Annotated in this window: 19 protein-coding genes; 11 read left to right on the top strand and 8 right to left on the bottom strand. The window is 57.3% G+C overall.

Translation table 11 applies throughout. The features are described from left to right. Positions 1–60: 60 nt before the first annotated feature. From B2590_RS10105 to B2590_RS10075, 7 genes are all read left to right on the top strand, one after another. Positions 61–1,023: a radical SAM protein gene (locus tag B2590_RS10105; protein ID WP_041332820.1), complete on the top strand. Its 963-nt coding sequence runs from the start codon at positions 61–63 to the stop codon at positions 1,021–1,023. Positions 1,024–1,123: 100 nt separating this feature from the next. Further along, on the top strand, positions 1,124–2,527 hold the full coding sequence (locus tag B2590_RS10100; RefSeq protein ID WP_007154860.1) for a sodium:solute symporter family transporter: 1,404 nt from the start codon (positions 1,124–1,126) through the stop codon (positions 2,525–2,527). 11 nt (positions 2,528–2,538) lie between these two features. After that, entirely contained in the window at positions 2,539–3,501 is a 963-nt protein-coding gene (locus B2590_RS10095) for a metallophosphoesterase family protein (protein WP_286810504.1), read from the top strand. A gap of 149 nt (positions 3,502–3,650) precedes the next feature. Continuing rightward, positions 3,651–4,166 carry a diaminobutyrate acetyltransferase gene (gene ectA, locus B2590_RS10090; protein ID WP_286810503.1) on the top strand — a complete coding sequence of 172 codons (516 nt, stop codon included), beginning with the start codon at positions 3,651–3,653 and terminating at the stop codon, positions 4,164–4,166. 131 nt (positions 4,167–4,297) lie between these two features. Beyond that, positions 4,298–5,566, top strand: a complete 1,269-nt coding sequence (gene ectB, locus B2590_RS10085) for a diaminobutyrate--2-oxoglutarate transaminase (protein WP_278368262.1) — start codon at positions 4,298–4,300, stop codon at positions 5,564–5,566. A 51-nt stretch (positions 5,567–5,617) separates the two neighbouring features. Next, positions 5,618–7,060, top strand: a complete 1,443-nt coding sequence (locus B2590_RS10080; protein WP_075196330.1) for an aspartate kinase — start codon at positions 5,618–5,620, stop codon at positions 7,058–7,060. A gap of 118 nt (positions 7,061–7,178) precedes the next feature. Beyond that, entirely contained in the window at positions 7,179–8,177 is a 999-nt protein-coding gene (locus B2590_RS10075) for a sigma-70 family RNA polymerase sigma factor (protein WP_286810501.1), read from the top strand. Between the two features lie 24 nt (positions 8,178–8,201). Here B2590_RS10075 and B2590_RS10070 read toward each other — a convergent pair whose 3' ends face one another. From B2590_RS10070 to pdxH, 3 genes are all read right to left on the bottom strand, one after another. After that, on the bottom strand, positions 8,202–8,654 hold the full coding sequence (locus B2590_RS10070) for a DUF3429 domain-containing protein (protein WP_075196328.1): 453 nt from the start codon (positions 8,652–8,654) through the stop codon (positions 8,202–8,204). Between the two features lie 219 nt (positions 8,655–8,873). Then, positions 8,874–9,461, bottom strand: a complete 588-nt coding sequence (locus B2590_RS10065; RefSeq protein WP_286810499.1) for a DNA-3-methyladenine glycosylase I — start codon at positions 9,459–9,461, stop codon at positions 8,874–8,876. Positions 9,462–9,501: 40 nt separating this feature from the next. Next, on the bottom strand, positions 9,502–10,137 hold the full coding sequence (gene pdxH / locus B2590_RS10060; RefSeq protein ID WP_286810497.1) for a pyridoxamine 5'-phosphate oxidase: 636 nt from the start codon (positions 10,135–10,137) through the stop codon (positions 9,502–9,504). Between the two features lie 180 nt (positions 10,138–10,317). Between pdxH and B2590_RS10055 the strand changes: the two genes are divergently transcribed. Further along, positions 10,318–13,230: a DUF748 domain-containing protein gene (locus B2590_RS10055; RefSeq protein ID WP_286810496.1), complete on the top strand. Its 2,913-nt coding sequence runs from the start codon at positions 10,318–10,320 to the stop codon at positions 13,228–13,230. A gap of 12 nt (positions 13,231–13,242) precedes the next feature. Here B2590_RS10055 and B2590_RS10050 read toward each other — a convergent pair whose 3' ends face one another. Next, positions 13,243–14,082 (bottom strand): amino acid ABC transporter substrate-binding protein, encoded by an 840-nt coding sequence (locus B2590_RS10050; protein WP_286810495.1) that lies wholly within the window; start codon positions 14,080–14,082, stop codon positions 13,243–13,245. A gap of 110 nt (positions 14,083–14,192) precedes the next feature. On the opposite strand from B2590_RS10050, the gene yfbR reads away from it, so the two are divergent. Further along, a complete protein-coding gene (gene yfbR, locus B2590_RS10045; RefSeq protein ID WP_127402071.1) occupies positions 14,193–14,786 on the top strand; it encodes a 5'-deoxynucleotidase in 594 nt (197 codons plus the stop codon). Positions 14,787–15,143: 357 nt separating this feature from the next. Here the strand turns inward: yfbR and B2590_RS10040 are convergent, their stop codons facing one another. The 3 genes from B2590_RS10040 to B2590_RS10030 form a co-directional block, all read right to left on the bottom strand. Then, positions 15,144–16,496: a HipA domain-containing protein gene (locus tag B2590_RS10040; RefSeq protein WP_075196323.1), complete on the bottom strand. Its 1,353-nt coding sequence runs from the start codon at positions 16,494–16,496 to the stop codon at positions 15,144–15,146. Between the two features lie 240 nt (positions 16,497–16,736). Continuing rightward, positions 16,737–17,771, bottom strand: coding sequence for an SPFH domain-containing protein (locus B2590_RS10035; protein ID WP_127402072.1), 1,035 nt, complete (start codon positions 17,769–17,771; stop codon positions 16,737–16,739). A 2-nt stretch (positions 17,772–17,773) separates the two neighbouring features. Further along, the gene (locus B2590_RS10030) at positions 17,774–18,232 is read right to left on the bottom strand and encodes an NfeD family protein (protein WP_286810493.1); all 459 of its coding nucleotides are present in this window, start codon (positions 18,230–18,232) and stop codon (positions 17,774–17,776) included. 238 nt (positions 18,233–18,470) lie between these two features. On the opposite strand from B2590_RS10030, the gene B2590_RS10025 reads away from it, so the two are divergent. Together B2590_RS10025 and B2590_RS10020 are read left to right on the top strand one after the other, a co-directional pair. Continuing rightward, positions 18,471–19,286, top strand: a complete 816-nt coding sequence (locus B2590_RS10025; RefSeq protein ID WP_273063433.1) for an SDR family NAD(P)-dependent oxidoreductase — start codon at positions 18,471–18,473, stop codon at positions 19,284–19,286. A gap of 139 nt (positions 19,287–19,425) precedes the next feature. Then, positions 19,426–20,523 (top strand): GGDEF domain-containing protein, encoded by a 1,098-nt coding sequence (locus tag B2590_RS10020; RefSeq protein WP_273063434.1) that lies wholly within the window; start codon positions 19,426–19,428, stop codon positions 20,521–20,523. Between the two features lie 29 nt (positions 20,524–20,552). On the opposite strand, the gene B2590_RS10015 is transcribed toward B2590_RS10020, so the two are convergent. Beyond that, positions 20,553–21,443: a metal-dependent hydrolase gene (locus B2590_RS10015; protein ID WP_041332837.1), complete on the bottom strand. Its 891-nt coding sequence runs from the start codon at positions 21,441–21,443 to the stop codon at positions 20,553–20,555. Positions 21,444–21,487: the final 44 nt, after the last annotated feature.

Here is a 21,487-nt window from a genome sequence, read left to right as displayed (position 1 = left end):
GTGTTACAGGGCCTGCACCTTTTTTGGCACTCATAGATTCATCGTCAACACGGAGCAGCTATGCCCCTGACCCAAACCGCCGAAAGACGTATTCCCGCCGTGGAAGTGCTGGAACCGAGGGCCCGCGACAGCTGGACCCACACCCGCAACGGCGACCCGCGCGGCTACATTGATTCCGACAAGCTCAAGGAACTGTGGATTCATACCGGCACCGCCTGCAACCTGGCCTGCCCGTTTTGCCTGGAAGGGTCACACCCCGGCGATGGCCGTATTCCGGGCATGAAGTTGAGCGACGTGAAACCCTTTATTCACGAAGCCCTGGATATGGGGGTGGAGCAGTTCTCCTTCACCGGCGGTGAGCCTTTCGTGATCAAGGATTTCATCAATATCCTCGATTACGCCAGCCAGCACCGTCCCTGCTTTGTCCTGACCAATGCCACGGATCCACTGCTCAAACGCCGTCATCAGGTGCTGCCGTTACTGGACAACGCCTACCCGATCCATTTTCGCGTCAGCCTGGATTTTCCTGACCGGGCCCGGCATGACGTGGACCGGGGTGAAGGCAGTTTCGATAAGGCATTGGAGGGTATTCGCTGGCTGGTCGACCAGGGTTTTCAGGTATCGATTGCTCGCCAGACCGATCCGGAGGAGATTCCGGCAGATGTGGAAGCGGCTTTCCGCGAGATTCTGAGGGACTGGGGCATTCCTGAAACGCTGGCATTCACCGCGTTCCCTGATCTGGGGACGCCCGGCTCAGAAGACGGCAGCCCGGAGATTACCGAAACCTGCATGGAGAAATACCCCACCAAAGAGGCGCGGTCGCACTTCATGTGCACTTATACGCGCATGCTGGTGAAGCGGGATGACCGGGTGCGGGTGTATGCCTGTACGTTGGTGGATGACGATCCGCAGTATGACCTTGGCGGGACACTGGCGGAGAGCATGGATGAGCGGATTATGTTGCGGCATCACCGGTGTTTTGCCTGTTATCGGTTTGGGGCTAGTTGTTCGGCGCCTGGGTGACTTTTTTAAGACTGGTTGCTGGGAGTTGGCGGTCTGGGGGCGGTTGAATGACTGCAATTCGCTGGATTAGAACAAAGAACGGACGAGGAAAAGACAGACAATGAACTTTACGGAAGCGACCCTGTTTTGGGGGTTTTTGGTGGTTTATGGGGTGGTGATGTATGTGTTGTCGCCCAAGAGCAAAAACGCCAATTCGTTCTATAAAGGTGCGGATGATCAGGGTAACCCGGTAAGTCAGTGGTCGCTGACGGCGAGTATTTTCATCAGTTGGATCTTTGCCAAGTCGGTGACCAACGCGGCCAACCTGGGGGCTGCTTATGGTGTCACCGGCGGTCTGGCGTACGCCAGTTACTGGCTGTCGATTCCCGTGGCCGGCTACATCATCTATTTGATTCGGACCCAGACCGGTGCCCGCAGCCTGCAGGATTTCCTCACGTCGCGCTTTGGCCGGCTGGCCAGTCTGGCGTTTGCGGCGGCCATCCTGATCCGTCTGTATAACGAAGTCTGGAGTAACACCGCCGTGGTGGGCGGCTATTTCGGGCTGCCGGGTGAGTGGGAGTACTACTCCGCGGCGATGCTGTTTACCGTCTTTACTCTCGCCTACAGCCTGAAAGGTGGCCTGCGGTCGTCGATATTCACGGATGTGATTCAGGCGTTCGTGTTTGTGTTCTTTGTCGGCGCGGTGCTGTTCCTGATTGTGCCGGCCAATGACACCAGTGCCCTGCTCACCGACGGTGAGTTCAAGCTCAATGCCGGCTTTGACCTGTTGCTCGTCGCGCTGTTGCAGATGTTCAGCTACCCCTTCCACGATCCGGTGCTAACCGACCGCGGCTTTGTGAACAAGGAAAAAACGATGTTGAAGAGCTTCGTGGTGGCAGGACTGCTGGGCTTTGTGGCGGTGTTCATCTTCAGCCTCGTCGGTGTTCACGCACGGCTCAATGGCATTGAGGCCATGGGTAATGCGCCCGCGGCTGTCGGACAATCGCTTGGGTTGGCGGCGCTCTTCTTCATGAGTGTGGTGATGATGACCTCCGCCGGCTCCACGCTGGATTCCACATTCAGTTCACTGGCCAAGTCCCTGGCGGTGGATCTGCCACGGCTGGCGAAACGTGCCAAAGACCGCTTGCCGAGCGTTCGCGTGGGCGCGGTCATCATGATTGTGTTCGCACTGCTGGGTAACCTGCCGATGTTTGCCGGCACCGACATTCTCAAGGCCACCACCATTTCCGGCACCATGGTGATGGGGCTGGCACCGGTGTTCCTGTTCTACGGGTTTACCCGCTGGTCGCCCTGGAGCTTTCATCTCAGTTTCTGGACCGGCCTGGGTCTGGGTGTGCTGCTGGCAACGGGGCTGATTCCCGCCAGCTGGGCCATCGGTGACGGCAAATACGCCATGCTGCTGGGTGTAAACGCCTACGGCTTCCTGATCTGCACCGCCGGTTTCTTTGTGCCGCTGGTCGTCCGCCGACTTGCCGGGCGCTCTCTGGCGGCCGGGGAGGTTTAGGAGGTGGTGTCGTGACCGAGGGCCGGAGTTGTCCGCTGGCGTATCGCTACGATCCGGCGTCGCTGTGTGCTGAGCCGCAACAGGTGGCCGGGGACGTGCTGTATGTTATCGGTGGCCTGTACGGAAATCCCCTTGCCCTGGATGAAATCGAGCGATTGGCACGGGCGGAGGAGCGACAGGGTCGCCGGGTGACGTTGGTGTTTAACGGGGATTTTAACTGGTTTAACGCCACCGACGGGCTGTTCCGGGAGATCAACAATCGGGTGCTGGAGCACACCGTCAGCCTGGGCAACGTGGATTATGAACTGGCCAACCCCAATGATGGCGCCGGCTGCGGTTGTGCCTATCCGGATTTCGTGGATGAGGGCGTCGTGGCACGTTCCAACGCCATTATGGGGCGGCTGCAGGGGGTGGCCGGGGAGCATTCCGATATTCAGGCGCGGTTATCCCTCTTACCCCGTTACCGTTGCCTGATATTTGGAGGCCTAAAGGTTTTGGTGATTCACGGCGATCCGGAGTCCCTCGCCGGTTGGGGGTTGGCCCATGAATCCTTTGTGGCTGGTAACGAGGCGAAGCTGACGGAGTGGTTCCTGGCCAGCGGTGCTGATGTGATTGTCTCCACCCACACCTGCCTGCCAGTACTGTGGTCGGGAATGGTGAACGAGCGACGTTGTGTGGTTGCCAACAACGGGGCAGCCGGAATGGGGAATCTGCGGCAGGACCCCCGTGGGTTGATCACCCGGATCGGTCTGGCGAGCCCCGTGGCTGAGCCGGTTGCCGGTCTTGAGCGGCAGGGCCTGAATGTCTCACTGTTACCCGTGGACTATGACGTCGACGCCTGGTTAGAGCAGTTTGACCGGCTCTGGCCGGCGGGTTCGGCCGCCGCTGTGTCGTACCGGGACCGGATCGTTGGAGGGACTTCGATAACCGCAGACGATATTACGTTTCCCCCTGGAAGGGGCTCTATAGGGTAACGAATTTGTCACTGGCGGTTGGTGTAATAATGTCTATTCTGAAGGTGAGAGGTAGCCATCGGGGCTGGCGGCCCCAGAGCGCCGACTTGAAATATATTTTGTGGTCTATATAATTTAACGCTAACTTTTTGAGGCGAATCGATCACGTTATGACATCAGAAGGCTCGAATACCACCGCCATCACCCTCCGCACGTCGGTCAAGGATGATGGCTACAGGCTTCACCAGTTGGTGGCACAATGCCCCCCGCTGGACCCTAACTCGATCTACTGCAACCTCCTGCAGTGCAGCCATTTTGCCGAAACCGGCGTGGCCGCGGAGATAGACGGCGATCTGGTCGGCTTTATTTCCGGATATATTCCCCCCCAACAGCCCAAAACCGTTTTTGTCTGGCAGGTGGCCGTTCACGAGAAAGGTCGTGGGCAAGGTCTTGCCAAGCGGATGTTGAAGGCGATTGTGGCCAGGGACGCGTGTAAAGACGTGACCCACATGGAAACCACCATCACTGAAGACAATGAGGCTTCCTGGGCGCTGTTCCGGTCCTTTGCCCGTGACATGGGTGCTGAACTGACTTACCACGAGCACTTTGAGAAAGACACCCACTTTGGCGGCAAGCACGACTCCGAGTTCCTGCTCCGCATCGGGCCTTTCACAAAGACGGCGTAGCAGCCTTCCCGAACGACCGATCCCCCTGTTTGGACTAGCCGGCAGATTGCTGAGGTGAATCTGTCACAACGGCTTCAACCAACGTGCTACCGCACAGTTACCTCGAACCTGACATGCTAAGAGGCAAGACAATGGAACTTTTCAAGTCGACCGAATCCGAAGTACGCGTTTATTCCCGTGCCTTTCCGGTGATCTTTAACCGTGCCAAGAACGCGCACCTGTACACCGAAGATGGCAAGGAATACCTGGACTTCCTGGCCGGCGCCGGGTCACTGAACTATGGCCACAACAACGACATTCTCAAGAAAGCGCTGCTCGAGTACATTGAAAGCGATGGTGTCAGCCAGGGCCTGGATATGTTTACCACCGCCAAGCACGATTTCATTGAGTCGTACAAGAAGCACATCCTGGACCCCCGTGGCCTGGACTACAAAATGCAGTTTACCGGTCCTACCGGCACCAACTGCGTGGAAGCGGCCCTGAAACTGGCTCGCAAGGTGAAAGGCCGCAATGGCATCGTGTCCTTCACCAATGGCTTCCACGGCGTCACCATGGGTGCGGTCGCGGCCACAGGCAACAAGCACCACCGTGGCGGCGTTGGCACCCCGCTGGGGAATGTGGACTTCATGTTCTATGACGGCTACCTGGGTGAGAACGTAGATACCCTGGAAATCATGGACAAGGTGTTGTCCGACGGCTCCTCCGGCTTTGAACTGCCGGCAGCGGTCATCGTTGAAGCGGTCCAGGGCGAAGGCGGATTGAACGCCGCCCGCGCTGAATGGCTGCAGGGCCTCGAGAAGCTGTGCAAAAAGTACGACATTCTGTTGATCGTTGACGATATCCAGGCAGGGAACGGCCGTACCGGCGAGTTCTTCAGTTTCGAATTTGCGGGCATCAAGCCGGATATCGTAACGGTATCCAAGTCGTTGAGCGGTTACGGCCTGCCGATGGCCCTGGTGCTGTTCAAGCCGGAGCTTGATGTCTGGGGGCCGGGCGAGCACAACGGCACCTTCCGGGGCAACAACATGGCCTTTGTAACCGCCCGCGCAGCGGTCGAGACCTACTGGAAAGACGATGCCTTTGCCAATGAAGTGAAAGCCAAGACCGAGGTTCTGGCTGAAGGGCTGCAGGCAATCTGTGACAAGTACCCGGGCGAGTTCAGGATGAAAGGCCGGGGCATGATGCGTGGCATTGAAGCCACCGACGCTGAAGTGACGGACAAGATCACCGGTCGCGCCTTTGAGAAGGGCCTGATTATTGAAACCAGCGGCCCCAATGACGAAGTGATCAAATGCCTGATGCCGCTGACCACCAGCGAGGACGATCTGCGCAAAGGTGCTAAACTTCTAGGTCAAAGCGTGGACGAAATCATGCAGGAGGGAATGAGCAAGGCGTCCTGAGACGCCTGCCATCTCCCGACACTCATTCTGCAGGATAACGACGGTAACATTATGACTAGCGAACAACATACCGTAGAGAAAATCGGCGGCACCTCCATGAGCAATTATGAGGCGGTGCGCGACAACATCATTCTCGGCGGGCGCTCCAAGGACGACCTGTACCAGCGCATCTTCGTGGTCTCCGCCTATGGCGGTGTCACCGACGAATTGCTGGAGCACAAGAAAACCGGAGAACCGGGTGTCTATGCCCTGTTCGCCGATGCCGAGTCGGACTGGGCCTGGGGCGACGACCTCACCAAACTGATCCAGTTCCTGACCGACATCAATGGCGAGCTGTTCCCGGACCCCATGCTCAAGCAGCAGGCGGACCAGTTCATCACCGACCGCATCGAAGGCGTTCGCGGCTGCCTGATTGATCTGCAACGTCTGTGTTCCTACGGGCAGTTCCAGCTTGAGGAACATCTGCTGACGGTTCGTGAAATGCTGGCCGGTATCGGTGAGGCCCACAGTGCCTTCAACACCGCCCTGAAGCTCCAGCAGGAAGGCATCAACGCGCGGTTCGTGGACCTGACCGGGTGGCGCGACAATGAACTGTTGCCGCTGGATGAAAAGCTCAAGCAGGCATTCGACGCGGTGGACCTGAGCCGTGAGCTGCCGATCGTGACGGGGTATGCCCAGTGCAAGGAAGGCCTGATGCGTACCTTCGACCGGGGCTACAGCGAGATGACCTTCAGCCGGGTCGCGGTGATTACCAACGCCCGCGAAGCGATCATCCACAAGGAATACCACCTCAGTTCCGCGGACCCCAACATTGTCGGTGCGGACAAGGTCGTCCCCCTGGGGCGCACCAACTATGACGTTGCTGACCAGTTGGCGAACCTCGGTATGGAAGCGATCCACCCGCGCGCTGGCAAGGGCATGCGTCAGAACGAGATTCCGCTGCGGGTGATGAACACCTTCGAGCCGGAGCACACCGGTACCCTGATCACCGGCGACTACGTCAGTGAGAAGCCTCAGGTAGAGATCATCGCGGGTAACAAAGGCGTGTTTGCCATTGAGGTGTTCGATCAGGACATGCAGGGTGAGCCCGGTTCCGACCGTCGCATTCTGGAAGTGCTGGGTCGCTTCAAGGTGCGTTTCGTATCCAAGGACACCAACGCCAACACCATTACCCACTACGTGGACAGTACGCTCAAACACGTCAAACGGGTGGTCAGGGCGCTGAAAGACGAATTTCCCAACGCCGAAATCAGCACTCGCAAGGTGGCGATCGTGTCTGCCATTGGCAGCGATATCAAGGTGTCGGGCATCCTGGCTCGGTCAGTCAAGGCCCTGGCGGATGAGGATATCAGCGTTCTGGCCCTGCACCAGTGCATGCGGCAGGTGGACATCCAGTTCGTAGTGGACGAAGACGCCTATGAGAAGACCATTGTGGCGCTTCATGGCGCGCTGATTGAGCCTCACAACCACGAGTACGCGATCGTTGCAGCGTAACCTGCTGGTTCTCTACGTCGGTAATTGCCACAACTGACAGTCTGTGCCCCCGGCAACGGGGGATCCATGACGCTGTTCCGCGCGTATTCTCTGGAAATTCGCGATCGGAACCTGTGCCATGACTGACGTTCAGAGCCCGGGGCCGTCTCCGACCATAGCCCATTCCGGCGAAACGGAATCCCTGGTAGGGCTGTACTTCAGGGATGCGTCCCGTTACGAATTGCTCACCAATGAGGGCGAGCGCCGACTTTCACGGCGCCTGACCTTCTGCTATCGGATCATATCTGCCGAGCTGGCCTTGCCGGAAGGCACCCCTCAGACATTCCGCGAAGTGGTTGGAAGCCTGGGCGACGCCTGTGCTTTTTCGAGGCGGTGTCGTCGTGCCTACCATCTCGCCACCGCCAGTCGTCAGCGGCTGATTCGCAGCAATCTCCGGCTCGCGGTGCACATCGCACGGCGCTACGCCAACCGCGGCATTCCTATGTCGGATGTCATTCAGGATGCCAATGTCGGTCTGATCAAGGCCGTGGAGCGGTTTGATCCTACCAAGGGCTTTCGTTTCTCGACCTATGCCTACTGGTGGATCAGCGAAGAGGTGAAGCGGTGCATGAAGCGTGGAACCCGGCTTGTGCATACCCCTGAAAACGTGGTCGATGAAATCCGCCTGTTGCAGAAAAAATCCCTGGTACTGCACCAGACATTGGGCCGCACACCGTCGCAGACCGAACTGGCGCGGGAGATTGAGGTGTCGCCTTCCCGCATTGGTGAGCTGCGGGCGCTGGCCAGTCTGGAAGTGTCGGTGGATCTGCCGGTGGGCATGGAGGGTGGCATTACGCTGGGTGACAGCCTATGTGCAGACGATCAGTCCGCGCCGGACCACGACATGGCCCAGCGTGACCGCAAACGGACACTGACCGCTCTCTTGGCGGAACTGAGTTCGCGGGAAAAGGATGTCCTGGCCAGGCGTTACGGCCTGGGTCTCCCAGAACCGGAAACCCTGCAGGTGATCTCCGATGACCTGGGAATAAGCCGGGAGCGGGTGCGGCAGATAGAGAAAAGCGCCCTGAAAAAGTTACGGGGCCGTTTTATCGACCCTAACGACGAGCTCCGGGGCTAGTATTCAGGGCCGGTATCGACCGGCTTAGCCCTGGGCCAGAATGAACCAGGCGCCCGCCGCTACCTGGCACGCCAGGACAACAGCTGTCAGTCCCAGCCGCAACTTCAGATACCAGTCCGGCCAATAACCCCTCATCCAGCGAGCGTCGACCACATACAGCGCGACATAGGCCAGCGTGTAAACCAGGATCTGGCCGGCAATGGGCAGCAGCAGACCAATGCCGGCGGTGATGAAGAACACTTGGCTCAACAACATGGTTACCAGAGGGGAAATCGGGTAGCAGCGATTCTCAAGCTGCATGGCCAGTGGCCAGTAGATGCCCGCCATAAAGCCCAGAATGCCCGCGCTGTACAGGTAGAAATAGCGGGAGATGGCCAGGCTCTGTTCAGGCAACGCAAAGAGTCCGAAAATGGCGGCAAGGAAAGGCAGCAGCCCGCCAATGCCCACGACGATCGCCAGTCTGGCGACGGCAATCACGAGTGCTTCCCCTGAACCCGAATCCTCATTGGTTCGATAGCGGCGGGCTCCGTGCCCACCAACTCAATGGCCGGGTTGATCGACTGCCTGAGTTCTTCCAGGGTTATTCTCACCGTATGACTCTCACCGTAAAACGCGGGGATGATGTGCTACCCACGGACTTACGAGCAACGGATCGTTTGGGATCATTCCAGTCGTGTAACGCCGAGGAAATAATAGTCAGACATTGTCCGCGAGCTCACGGCAGGCGGCGTGTTGAGGGCACTGAACGAGGTGGTCATTGACCATGCCCGTGGCCTGCATGAAGGCATATACAATGGTGGGCCCCACAAAGTTGAAGCCGCGTTTTTTCAGTGCCTTGGACATGGCTTCGGCCTCGGGCGTGTAAACCGGCACGTCGGCAAAACGCTGCCAGTGATTCTGGATAGGCTCTCCACCGACAAACGACCACAGGAAGTTACTGAACGAGTGGCCCTGATCCCGTAGCTCCAGGTAGCCCCGGGCGTTGCGGATGATGGACTCGACTTTCAGGCGGTTACGGACGATGCCAGTGTCCTGCATCAAGGCGTCGACTTTGGCCTCGTCATAACGGACGATTTTTTCAGGGTCGAAATGGTCGTAGGCGGCGCGGTAGTTGTCCTGTTTCTTGAGTATGGTGATCCAGCTCAGGCCCGCCTGCTGGCCGTCGAGGCACAGTTTCTCAAACAGCGCCAGGTCGTCGTATTCGGGGCGGCCCCATACGGTGTCGTGGTAGTGAACGTAGATCGGGTCATCGCCACACCAGGGGCAGCGTTGTTGATTGTCCATAGTCCTGCCTTCTCGCCTGAGGTTGGTGGAGCCGCGCGGATTACGGCTGTAGACGGTCGATGTGCCAGCCATCGCCCTGCCTGACGTATTCAAAGCGGTCATGCAGGCGACTCGGCCGCCCCTGCCAGAACTCGATTCGTTCCGGCACCACGCGGTAACCGCCCCAAAAATCGGGTAGCGGGATCGCGCCGTCCTTGAACCGGCGTTTCATCTCGGCCACTTTCTGTTCCAGCAAACCGCGGGAGTTGATCGCCCTGCTCTGTTCGGATACCCAGGCACCAATCTGGCTGCCCCGGGGGCGAGAGGTGAAGTACCTCAGGGATTCGGATTTGCTGACCTTTTCCACATGGCCCTGAATCCGCACCTGGCGGTTCAGCCCGATCCAGGGGAACAGCAGGGCGGCTTTTGGATTTTCTGCCATCTCGTGGGCCTTGCGGCTGCCGTAGTTGGTATAGAACACAAAACCGGCGTCGTCGAAGTATTTCAACAGGACGGTCCGTATGTCGGGCATGCCGTCTCCGCCTGAGGTGGCCAGTGACATGGCATTGGGCTCAAGAATGCCGGCCTCACGGGCATCCGCGAACCAGTTCTGGAATTGTCTGACGGGGTTGTCATCAAGGGCGTCGCGCTCGAGGCCTTCGCTTTCGAAGTCGCGGCGCATATCGCTAATATCCATTCGGGTTTCCTGAATGAGGGATTTCGTCGCTTGATACGGTGAAAACAGAATATCGGGTTCGTCGCTCCATGTCAGTCCATCGCGCTGTCCGGCTGACAAACCGGTGACTGGCGGGCTATCCTTGGTGGACAGATTGGCGACAGACTGCGCCTGTCAGCATTGAAAAACAAGGAGAGCCCGGTGGCTGCGAACCGCAAACGACGATTGTCTGCCAGAAATATCTCGATAGTGGTACTGGTGCTGGTGGTGATCTATGCCCTCGCCGGGTTTGCGCTACTGCCATGGTGGCTGGAGCGAACGCTGCCGGAGCGGCTGGACCAACACATGGGGTGGCAGGCCGAGATTGAAGAGATCCAGGTGAACCCCTTCGCCATGAGCGTTGAAGCCGTCGGCCTGGAGGCCAGGGACGCTGAAGGCGAACCGGTGGTTGCCTTTGACAGCCTTTACGCCAACCTCGGGGTTTGGCGATTGCTCACCGGAATTGTCGCGCTGCAGGACATCGAACTGGAAGACCCTTACGTTCGCCTGGATTTGCTGGAGGACTACAGTGTCAACTTCGCCCGGGATTGGCAGGCCCATAATCCGGGTAGCGAACAACCGGCGCCCGAGGAGGCGGATTCCGGAGAGCCGCCCAGAGTCTATTTTGACCGGATCAGGGTCTCGGGTGGCGAGCTGCTGTTCCGGGATTTCAGCCAGCAAGGCCATGAGGAATTCCGGGTTACGCCCCTGGATCTGGCATTGAACGACCTGGCCACCTGGCCCCGTGAGGACGCCGACAGCAACTATTACCTGCTGGCAGCGGTCGGGAGCCAGACCATTGAGTGGGAAGGCAACCTGAGTATCGCCCCTCTCTATTCAAAAGGGTTTCTCAAACTTGGCGAGGTGTCCCACGAAACCCTGCAGCATTTCCTCAAGCCCTATCTTCCCTACCAGCTTCGTAGCGGCAGTGTGACCCTCAGTTCGCAGTACGAACTGCGTTCTTCCGGTGAGCTGTATCTAACCACCTCGGAGGGCCAGCTCACCATTAACGATGTCGATCTCGGCCTTGAGACTGGAAACGACGATGAGCTACTGAGCGCGGACCGCCTGAGCGTGGGTGGTATCCGTTTCGGGCTTAACGAACGGGAACTGTCGACGGGTACCGTAAATATCGATGGCGTCAGCCTGTCCCTGCATCGCGACACGGATGGCCAGCTCAATCTGCTGGCACCGTTTCAGGATGGTACGGACGAAACAGGCAGTGACGATGGTGGAGCAGGTGTGCCATTTCGCTGGTCTGTGTCCGGCGTGGAACTGGCCAACAGCAACGTGAACTGGCGGGACGAGCAGCCGCAACTGCCCGCCGAACTGGCCCTTGAGGACCTGTCGATCAGTATCGATGAGATCTCCCATCGCCTGGAGGAACCGGTCAATTACAACGCCAGTGGTGCACTGAACGGTGGTGGGAGACTTTCGATCAATGGTCAGGCCACATTGGCGCCTTTCACGCTGGAGGCCGGGCTGTCTGGCAGTAAGGTTGCTCTTTCGCAGTTTGGGGCCTATATCAACCAGGCGGCGAACCTGGAGGTCAGGAATGGCCTTTTGTCCGTCGATGGCAACCTGGATCTGGACCAACAGCAAGACCCGATGACGGGTACGTTTAGTGGGACTGGCGAGGTGGCCTCCCTGGATCTGCGTCTTGGCGACAGTGACCAGCCCCTGATCCGTTGGCAGAGCGTGCGCCTGGAACCATTGGAGTACAACGTCGCGCCGGCACGGCTGCAGATTGGCACCATTACCCTGGTGGGTCCTGCGGTGAACGTGGTCCGTGACAGCAACGGCACTCATAATGTTGAACGGATTGTCAGGTCCTCGCCGTCGGACGAATCCGCGCCAGCTGGAGAAACAACCAGTAGCGACGGCGAACCCGGCTTCATCTTCCGCATTGGCCAACTGATGCTGGAAGAAGGTGCCATCTCCTACACCGATCGGACCCTGGACCCGACATTCGCAACCCGGTTCGACCAGTTGCGCGGCTCAGTAACCGGGCTTAGCAACGTGGCGCCGCAACAGGGCCAGATCTCGATCCAGGGGCGGGTTGGCGATGTGGCAACCATGGCGCTGGATGGTTCCGTGGGCACACTGGGAACCGATAATGTGAGCGATCTGAAGCTGACTATGGAGAACGTTTCATTGCCCATGCTGTCGCCGTATTTTGGCCGTTACCTGGGATACAGCGTGGACAGCGGCAAGCTCAAGCTGGATCTGGATTATGAGTTTTCCGGCAGCCGTCTGGATGCCGCCAACAGCGTTATCCTGGATCGACTGGAGCTTGGAGGCCCTGTTCCGAGTGACGAGGCCGTCAGTGCACCGGTCAAGCTTGGCCTGGCGTTACTGCGTGATCGGCAGGGTGTCATCGATATCGACCTGCCCATCAGCGGAGATCTGGAAAGTCCGGACTTCAATATTGGTCAGGTTGTCATGAGGACATTCGTAAACCTCGTTGCCAAAGCCGCCACGTCGCCATTCAGCATGCTGGGTTCGATTGCGGATTTTGCGGGCCTGTCGGGAGAAGAACTGGGCAATGTGCGTTTTGAAGCGGGGCGCACCGAGCTTGCCGATGGGGAAGGCGTCAAACTGGAGGCACTGGGCAAGGCCTTGAATGAACGCCCTGGTCTGGCGCTCAATGTTCGTGGAGCGGTCGCACCAGAGGCAGACGGAGACGCGTTACGGCGGCAGAAACTGTTCGAGCAACTGGACATAGCGGATGGAGCTTCCGCGTCTACACGTATCGCTCGGCTTGAGAAGGCGTACGCGGATTCGGATTACGTGGCGTCGGTGGAAGCTTTCCGAAACGACGTTGCCGGCGGGAACGCAGAACCCGGCGAACAGGAATGGGAGCAGGCGCTGGTGAAGCGACTGATAGCCGATGTGGAACTGCCACCGGAGGCTTTGGGCAACCTGGCAACATCCCGGGGCGTATGGCTCCGGGAGCAAATGCTGCAGGAGCATGGAGCATCAGAAAATCAGGTATACCTGCTTGACCCTGTGCGCGACGCGACGGCCGATGAGGCCGGCACTGTCACCGTCAGCTTTGAGCTGGATGTGCGGTGACAGCGGCTGGGATCAAGGCGCTGCTGGCTCGGGGATGCCTGGCGGCAACTGGAGGTCGCGTTTATCGACAAATTGCTGGTACCGCCCGTCTTTGAACAGCGGCGACAGCAGTTGCTCCAATGTGGCTGCGTCGATGGGGCCGTTGTCCCGTGCCATGATATGGAGGAGATAGGTCTGATCGGGGGTATCGGACACCAGGAACCTGTCACTGTCCTCGGGGTTGTCGTTCAGGTGGCTCTGTAGATAGGAGCGACTGACCACAGCCACTTCGGCCAGTGACGGACGGTCCGCCTTGATCAGGTCAAGATTACGGCTGTGGCTATGGGAGAACTCGATATTGAATCGTTTCTCAAGCTCGGCGTTATCCGTAGACAGGCCGGCGAAGCCATAGTGATAGCCCGAGATAGCAACGAGCTGTCGCTCGGTGACGTTGTCAAAGAAGCTTTGGTCACGGCCGGGTTTGTTGAGGGCGACATAGACGTCTTCGTCCATCAGAATTGGTCGGGTAGCGTTAACAGGCAGGTTTTCCCAGCCCCAGCTCGGGTTCTCAAAGAAAATAACGTCGTACAATCCGGCGTGGAAATCCAGGTGTCTGCGTTTTGGGGAAGTGTAGACAATCCGGAACGTGACCTTGTCGTTAGTTGAATCCAGCTCTCTTAACAGGTCACCGAGTAAGCCCTCCACCTTGTTTTCACTGTTCACACTGGCCACCGGAGGGAAATTATAAACGCCGACAGCGATGTTGGTCTGGGCCGAAACAGTGGTTGTAACACCGAGAGTCAGTGTTAAGCCCAGTATCAGAAGGGTGACTTTCAGCGGATGTCTGCGCTTTAATCCGAGTTGGAGTTTCAAGGTAGAGTGCTTCCCGGCATCAAGGTTTGAACGTCCATTCACATTACCACTATTTAATCTTAGTCAGAAGAGGCCAACAATAAACTCATGCAAAACGTGAAGCGCCCATTATGAAACGCCCTCTCAGTCATTTTTTTGCCTATGTGTCTCGCCTGCGGTGGATCAAGCGATGGGGGCTGATGCGCAACGCGATTGAGGAAAATGTCGCCACTCATTCCTGGGAGGTGGCTACCCTGGCCCATGCGCTTGCGATTATCCGTAACCGGCATTTTGGCGGGCAGGTCAACGCTGACCGGATCGCTGCCGCAGCACTCTACCACGATGCCACAGAGGTTATTACAGGCGATATGCCGACACCGGTCAAATACCATTCGCAGGTTATGCGGGAAGCGTTCGGAGACATCGAGCACAAGGCGGAGGCCGAGCTACTGGCGCTGCTACCGGCGGACCTGCAGGAGGATTTTGCGCCCTATGTTCGCGAATCCGGATGGGAGCAGGAGGAGAAGGAATTGATCAAGGCGGCCGACCGGCTCTCGGCGTTGTTGAAATGCCAGGCTGAGATGCAGGCGGGCAACAAGGAGTTTGAACCAGCGGCGGGTCACATCCTGAAAAAGCTGGAGGATGACGCCCTGCCGGAAGTGATGTATTTCCTGGAAGTGTTTGCGCCGGGTTATCAGCGGCCCCTCGACAACCTCCTGGAATAGGACAATTGCTGCTATGGAGCCGGGCCTGAAATTTAGGGTTTATCGCTTTTTCGCACTATCATTCCAAGAGTTAAGTGCATGCCAAACTTTCGAAGGATCCTATTCAACGTTTTCACGGTCCCTGTCTCTGGGTCGCGCTCGATAGCGGAGATGGTCGTCGCTGAGAATCCTGCGATTCTCCCGAATTGTTTCTGGTTGAGGCCTGTAAATTTTAGACGAAGCCGCCGAATGGCTTGACCGAGGTGGATTTCCTCGGTCTGAAGTTCAGTTATAATCTCCTCTCGAATTTTGGTCCGCTCTTCCGGTGTAAGATCCGGCCGCTTTAATTTGGGCATGAATGTTTTGAATCCCGTTGAGTCAGTGTGGTTGCAGTAAACGCTCGAGCTGCTCAAGTGCCAGTTCAGGCTCATGCATTCTAATGGAGGCGTGATCCAGCATCTTGGCAGGGGCGCCACACCGCTTAAGACCATCTTTCATGCCTGTCAGTTTCGATAACTCGCCTTCCATGAGGCCGGCTGCTCTCTTGGGATCGGTCGCGAGCTCCTCTAGAATGGCGGCATAATCTGGGTTCCGTCGCCTATCCAAGAGGTGTTTCGGCCACCAGGTAGAATTTGCAATTGGCTCAGGGTCTAAAACCATTGGTGCTAAGTCATAAGCCGGCGCTAATTCAATGTCGTGGCCACGTTTTATCAAAGATGTATTTCTTCCATGGTTGTCTCTATTACCGACTGTGGTATTCAGCACATCGCGAACCAAGTAATCAGCGAGTAGAGCGTCTTTATTCTTGGGCTTTGTAATGCACTCTCGCAGTTTTTGAATCACATCCACGTGCTCAAGTCGTGCACCATCGCCTATCATTCCCATGATGGAATAAACAGATTCCATACCGTGGCGTGATACACCATCAGCCCCCACCTCCCGATCGAATCGAGGTAACCACAGTGCAACGTCGCCATTGATCTCATCGAAGAATGTGCCGACTATAGACGTGAACCCTCGAGCCTCAAGCAACTGATAAACAGCTGCCTCGCCTTCAAGAACCTGAACATCATCTTTGGATCTGTTGCCGCGCGGGAATTTTACGAGCCAGTGGCGCGAAATATCCTCTTCAGGAATAGTTCCCTCAAGCGCATACTCACCGTAATGATTCTCAACCAATAGGAGTTTCGGGGCATCACCACCGGCACCTGTGGCGCCGCCAATCGCGACATGTAAGTTGTTAGCATATTGAACTAGGGCGTCAGCGCGAGTACATACGTCTTGTCGGTCAAAGAGGACGATTTCGGACTCGGCAACCTCTTTTTCAAAGGCTTTGGCGGCCTCTTTAATCCGTAGGTTGCCAATCGGCCCAATGCACCCCTCAGTCAAGAGTCGAACATCAATTGCCTGTTCTGGGTCACGGGAATATCCAAGTTGTTTTACTAAAGCTCGGCGCCCAGCGCCTTGAGGAATAATATCGCGCAATATTGGTGCAATTTCTCCCGCCATGAAATCACCGCCCAGGATGCACGGTAGATTTACTCCGACGGCTTTCTTGTTATTCAGGTCCTCTCTTTCATAATCGCCACCCTGTTCGAGGGCCGCCAAGACATATTGAATGTCGTATGAAAACGTCGGTTTACCGAGCAGTCCGTCGGTTTCGTGTGGAAAAGCAACGGTGCCAGCATCGTGCCACTGATTGTCCCAGTGAATCTGCAGAGTGAGGCTCATTGATTCAGACCCTATGTTGCAAGAATACTTGCAACAATATTAGATGGCTCGGGCTTTATTGCAAGTTTACTTGCAAGGTAAGCGATAAAAAGCAAAATCGTTGCAAGTATACTTGCAGAGTAGATTAGAGCCTGGGTCTGTTTATTTGCTGAGCATAAGGGCAACAAGGAGTTTGAGCCAGCGACCCCTCGACAACCTACTGGAATAAGGGCTGCCGGGGCCGCTGAGTGGCGGAGCGCTCTAGCTGCTGCCGGCTGACGCCACCATGCCACCGCGCAGGCCATCCTGTTTCACACTCTGGCGCACGATGTCTTCGGGGCTGCCTGCCAGTTCCCGGAACATGCCCATGGAACCCAGCAGGGCGGATGACTCGTAGGGCACGAAGACCCGTTCCCCTTCCTTGGCCATGTTCGGCAGTACCTTGATGTAGCTTTGCCCCAGCAAATAGCCGATAACGGTCTGCTTGTTCTCTTCGGTGTCACCCATGGCACTCAAGACCAGGCGAATGGATTCCTGCTCACCCTGGGCACGCAGGATGGCAGATTCCTTGTCGCCCTGAGCGTTGAGAATGGCGGATTCCCGCTGGCCCTGGGCCATGGCAATAGCGGCGGACTTCTCACCTTCGGCCTCGGTCACCGTGGCGCGACGCTTACGCTCGGCGGCCATCTGCAGGCGCATGGCTTCTTCCACCTCTTCCGGCATGCTGATGTCCTGAACTTCAACGCGAGTCAGCTTCACACCCCACTTTGACGCCGCTTCTTCCATTTCGGCCTGGATGGCGTTGTTCACTTCGCTACGGGATTCAAACAGCTTGTCCAGCTCCATCTTACCCACCACGGAGCGCAGGGTGGTTTTGGCCAGAACCTCGACCGCCTGGCTCATGTTGGCCACTTCGTAAACCGCACGGCGTGGGTCGATAATCTGGTAGTAAAGCGCGCCGTTGATGTTTACGGTGACGTTGTCGGTGGTTACCACCGGCTGTCCGGGGAAGTCCATGACGGTTTCGCGGCGGTCAATGCGGGTTTCGAAACTGCTGCTTGGATGATACTCGTCGCCGATGCGCACGTAGCGGGTCATGGTGATGGCGCGCGGGCGCTCAATGAAGGGGATGATGATGTTAACACCACTCTCCAGTATGCGATTGAATGACCCTAGCCGCTCGATCACCATCACTTCGGACTGGCGCACAATCACCAGGCCCTTGGCGATGATGAAAATGCCAATGACGACGAAAATAAGGCTGATCACCAGCCCCGGGGAAACCACGTTTTCCATGTTTACTGCTCCTTTTTAGTGATCGTGTGAACAACGGCAGTGGTGCCGTCAAAACGTTCGAAAGTAACCTCGGTGCCTGCGGGCAGTTCGGTCATGCCGGTATCGCTGGTACGCAGGCGATAGAAGTCGCCGTTGATCTTGATGCCACTGGCGCCGTCAAAATCGCGCTTCAGCGTGCGATACTGCTTGCCCTGCTCGACGCCGGTGCCGGTTGTCCCGTAAGCGACACCCTTGGGGGAAAACCTCGGTTTGATCCAGCGAATGGCAATGGGTACCAGAATGCCCGAAAACACGCCCATACCGACCAGTTGCCATTCGAAAGGCGCGCCGAGAGCGGTCAACAGCGCCGTTAAAGCAGCTGCAATCCCCAGTGCCAGTAGCACCAGCACACCAGACGTCAGTTCTGCGAGACTCAATACGAGGGCGAGTATCAGCCAGAAATGCGTGAGACTCCATTCCATACAGCAACATCCACTAGTGACAGAAAAAAGGGTTGGCCAGGAGATTGTAACCAAACCCGGCCAACGTCGTCCCGGATTGTGCACATTCATGGGGACGGAGTCACGATATTCGTGGTGTTGCTGAACCCCGGGTATCGAGTGGCCCGAATGCCCCGATCATAGGCGCGCTTTTGCCATATCCAGCGGCCCGACACCTGTTAGAGTAAGCAACACATCGCACAACAAGAGGTCATCGACCATGAAAGATCTGAACAACAGGGTAGCCGTGGTTACCGGCGCGGGTTCCGGCATAGGCCGGGCGCTGGCCGTGGCACTGGCGGAAAAGGGCTGTCGCCTGGCGCTTTCCGATGTCAACGAGACAGGCCTTGCGGAAACTGCAGCTGGCTGTAGCGGGGCGGAAGTTCGCACCTATACCCTGGATGTCTCAGACCGGGATGCCATCTACGCTCATGCTGAGCAGGTCGCCAGGGATTTCGGCCAGGTGAACCTGGTGATTAACAACGCCGGCGTTGCCCTGTCCGCATCTGTGCGAGAGATGACCGACGATGACTTCAAGTGGATCATGGATATCGATTTCTGGGGCGTGGCCCATGGTACCCGGGCCTTCCTGCCGCACCTGATCGCCTCCGGGGATGGTCACGTGGTGAATATTTCCAGCGTGTTCGGACTTATTGGCGTACCCAAACAAAGCGCCTATAACGCGGCTAAATTCGCAGTTCGTGGCTTTACTGAGTCACTGCGCCAGGAAATGAAGCTGGAAAAGCAGCCGGTCGCGGTGAGTTGCGTTCATCCTGGTGGCATCCGCACCAACATTGCGAATGCGGCGCGTATGGGTAAATCGGAGAACGCCGAGGCCCAGCGCAAGGGCTTCGACAAGCTCGCCATGACCACTCCGGAAAAGGCGGCGAATATCATCGTCCGCGGCATTCTGAAGGATGAATCCCGAATTCTGGTCGGGCCGGATGCCTGGGGCATCGATGCCCTGAACCGGGTTCTGGGGTCCGCCTACCAGCCTCTGGTTGAGCGTTTTTCGCGGAAAAATCTTTACGTCTGAAACCCTTTTTCATGCTTGCCGTATTTCGGTGGTTTCGCGGCAGTTTGCCGGGATGATTGAAGCCCAGTGACTGCCACTGTATATTTTGCATACAGCCACCGATATTCCAATCTCGCTGTATTTCAGGGAAAGAGGCAGCATGAACACTCCCCAGCACCCGGACCTTGGTGCGTCGCTTGAACAAAGCCGCTCAGGTCTCCGGGACACCCACCGTCGTTCGCTGATGCGAGCGCTGTTTCTCGTGACCGGTTCTGCACTGGTGGTTTTTGGCTGCCTGCAGATTCTGAACGGCTATATCTGGCTCGCGACGGGGGAGCTCATTGCGAGCCTTATCCTGTTCTTTGGGGTTACCCGAATCAATCGCACACCTCGTCTCCAGGTCTGGATCTACAGTTATCTGGTGACGGGGTTTTCCTTCGCCTTGATGATCATGCTGGTACCCGAAGCCTCGGTGTCTGCCTTCGTGTGGGTGCTGATGATACCGGTTCTGGCGTATTTGCTGCTGGGAAAGAAAGAAGGTTTCCTGCTCAGCGCGCCGTTCGTGGTGGCGGGCTGCGTCACCTACTACTTCCACCTGGAGTTCGTCGCTGATGCCGGCGGCGTGATCGACCTGCTAAACATGGTGCTCTGCGCCATCCTGATGCTGAGTTTTATCCATCTTTATGAAGCCCGTCGTGAGGAAGCCGAGCAAAAGTTGTTCACTCTTGCACAGACTGATGCACTCACAGGACTGGCCAACCGTGCGAATTTCCAGAGCACCCTGGCCCGCACCCTCGCGGAGTGTGCTCGCAGTGGTTCGGGATTTGCCCTGGTGATTATGGACATCGACCACTTCAAGGTAGTGAATGACACCATGGGCCATGACGCCGGGGACCATGTTCTGCAAAACATTGGCAAGCAGCTCACCGAACGTCTGCGGACCACCGACGCAGTGGGACGATTGGGCGGAGAGGAATTCGGGTTGATTCTGCGGGATGTGAAACTCGAGGATTCGTTCCAGTTAATGGACGAGTTGCGCCAGCGTATTGCCGACAGCGAACTTCCCTATGGTGATGCCCTGATCCGGGTGACCGCATCGTTCGGAATTGCGCATTATCCCGATCATGCCATCGAAGCCGAGTCCTTGTTCCGGATTGCCGACCGCTGCCTGTTCAGCAGCAAGCGGGCCGGGCGCAATCGGGTCGCCAGGGCGGGCCTTTCGCCGGTCAAAGGCCCGCTTGCGACAGCAAGGACTTAGTGATCATCCAGGGTTACTGACATACAGGGTTACTGAATAGTCCGGCGATTTCCCTTCTGATACTGCGGGGCAATGTACTCGTTGATCTGCTCCTTGAAGCGGGCAATCAGTTCGCTGTTGTCGTGGTCCCAAGGGTGGAATCCTGGCTTGAAGTATTCCAGCCAGGTGGGGATCAGGCTGGAGAAGGTGCCGTTTTTGCCCCACATCCGCCACAAGCCGCGGGCAGAGTCTTTCAGTGAGAAGTTCTTCGGATCGTTCAGCATCATCCGGGTGGTGAAGTAACTGGCCATCACGCCCAATGCGGCTGTACTGAATGCCAGGTAAAACGTGCGCTCGGCATAGGTGCCGCCGACCTGGTTGAACACGTCGTAGGTCACCGCTTTGTGCTCGGTTTCCTCAATGGCGTGCCACACCCACAGCGGGCGCATGGTTTCATGCATGTCTTCGCGAACGTCGCTGCGCTCCAGCAGCATGTCCGCCATCATCGCGGTCATATGTTCCAGGGCGCAGGTGATGGCCAGTTGGTGCCGTTTTGGAAGCTTCTTGGCAATGCCCAACACCACTTCCAGGTGTTCTTCCAGTTCCTCCACGGGCATGCCCTGATCCCGCACGTGCTGGTTCATGGACTTGTGTTCCAGCGAGTGCATGGCTTCCTGGCCGATAAAGCCCCTGACTTCTTTTTTCAGCTTGGGGTCGTTGATCTGATCCTGATAGTAGCGGACCGAATCCACGAAAAACTGCTCGCCCTGCGGGAACAGCACAGACAGGGCGTTCATGGTGTGGCTCAGGATGTAGCTGTTGTCCAGCCAGTAGTGGGGAACCTTCTCCCCGAATTCAAACCCCATGCGCTGTGGCTTGATGGCAACGTTGTCCGGGGTGCGTGCAACCGGCTTTGACTCAGTGGTTTTCGTTCTCAGCATATCGTTACTCCTGCGCTTGGGCGCTATGGCTGATGTGATGGGAC

The sequence above is a fragment of the Marinobacter sp. UBA3604 genome, from assembly GCF_002375325.1.
Classification (GTDB): domain Bacteria; phylum Pseudomonadota; class Gammaproteobacteria; order Pseudomonadales; family Oleiphilaceae; genus Marinobacter; species Marinobacter salarius.
Note: the sequence above shows the minus strand (reverse complement) of the source record. Positions and strands in the feature narration are given on the sequence as shown.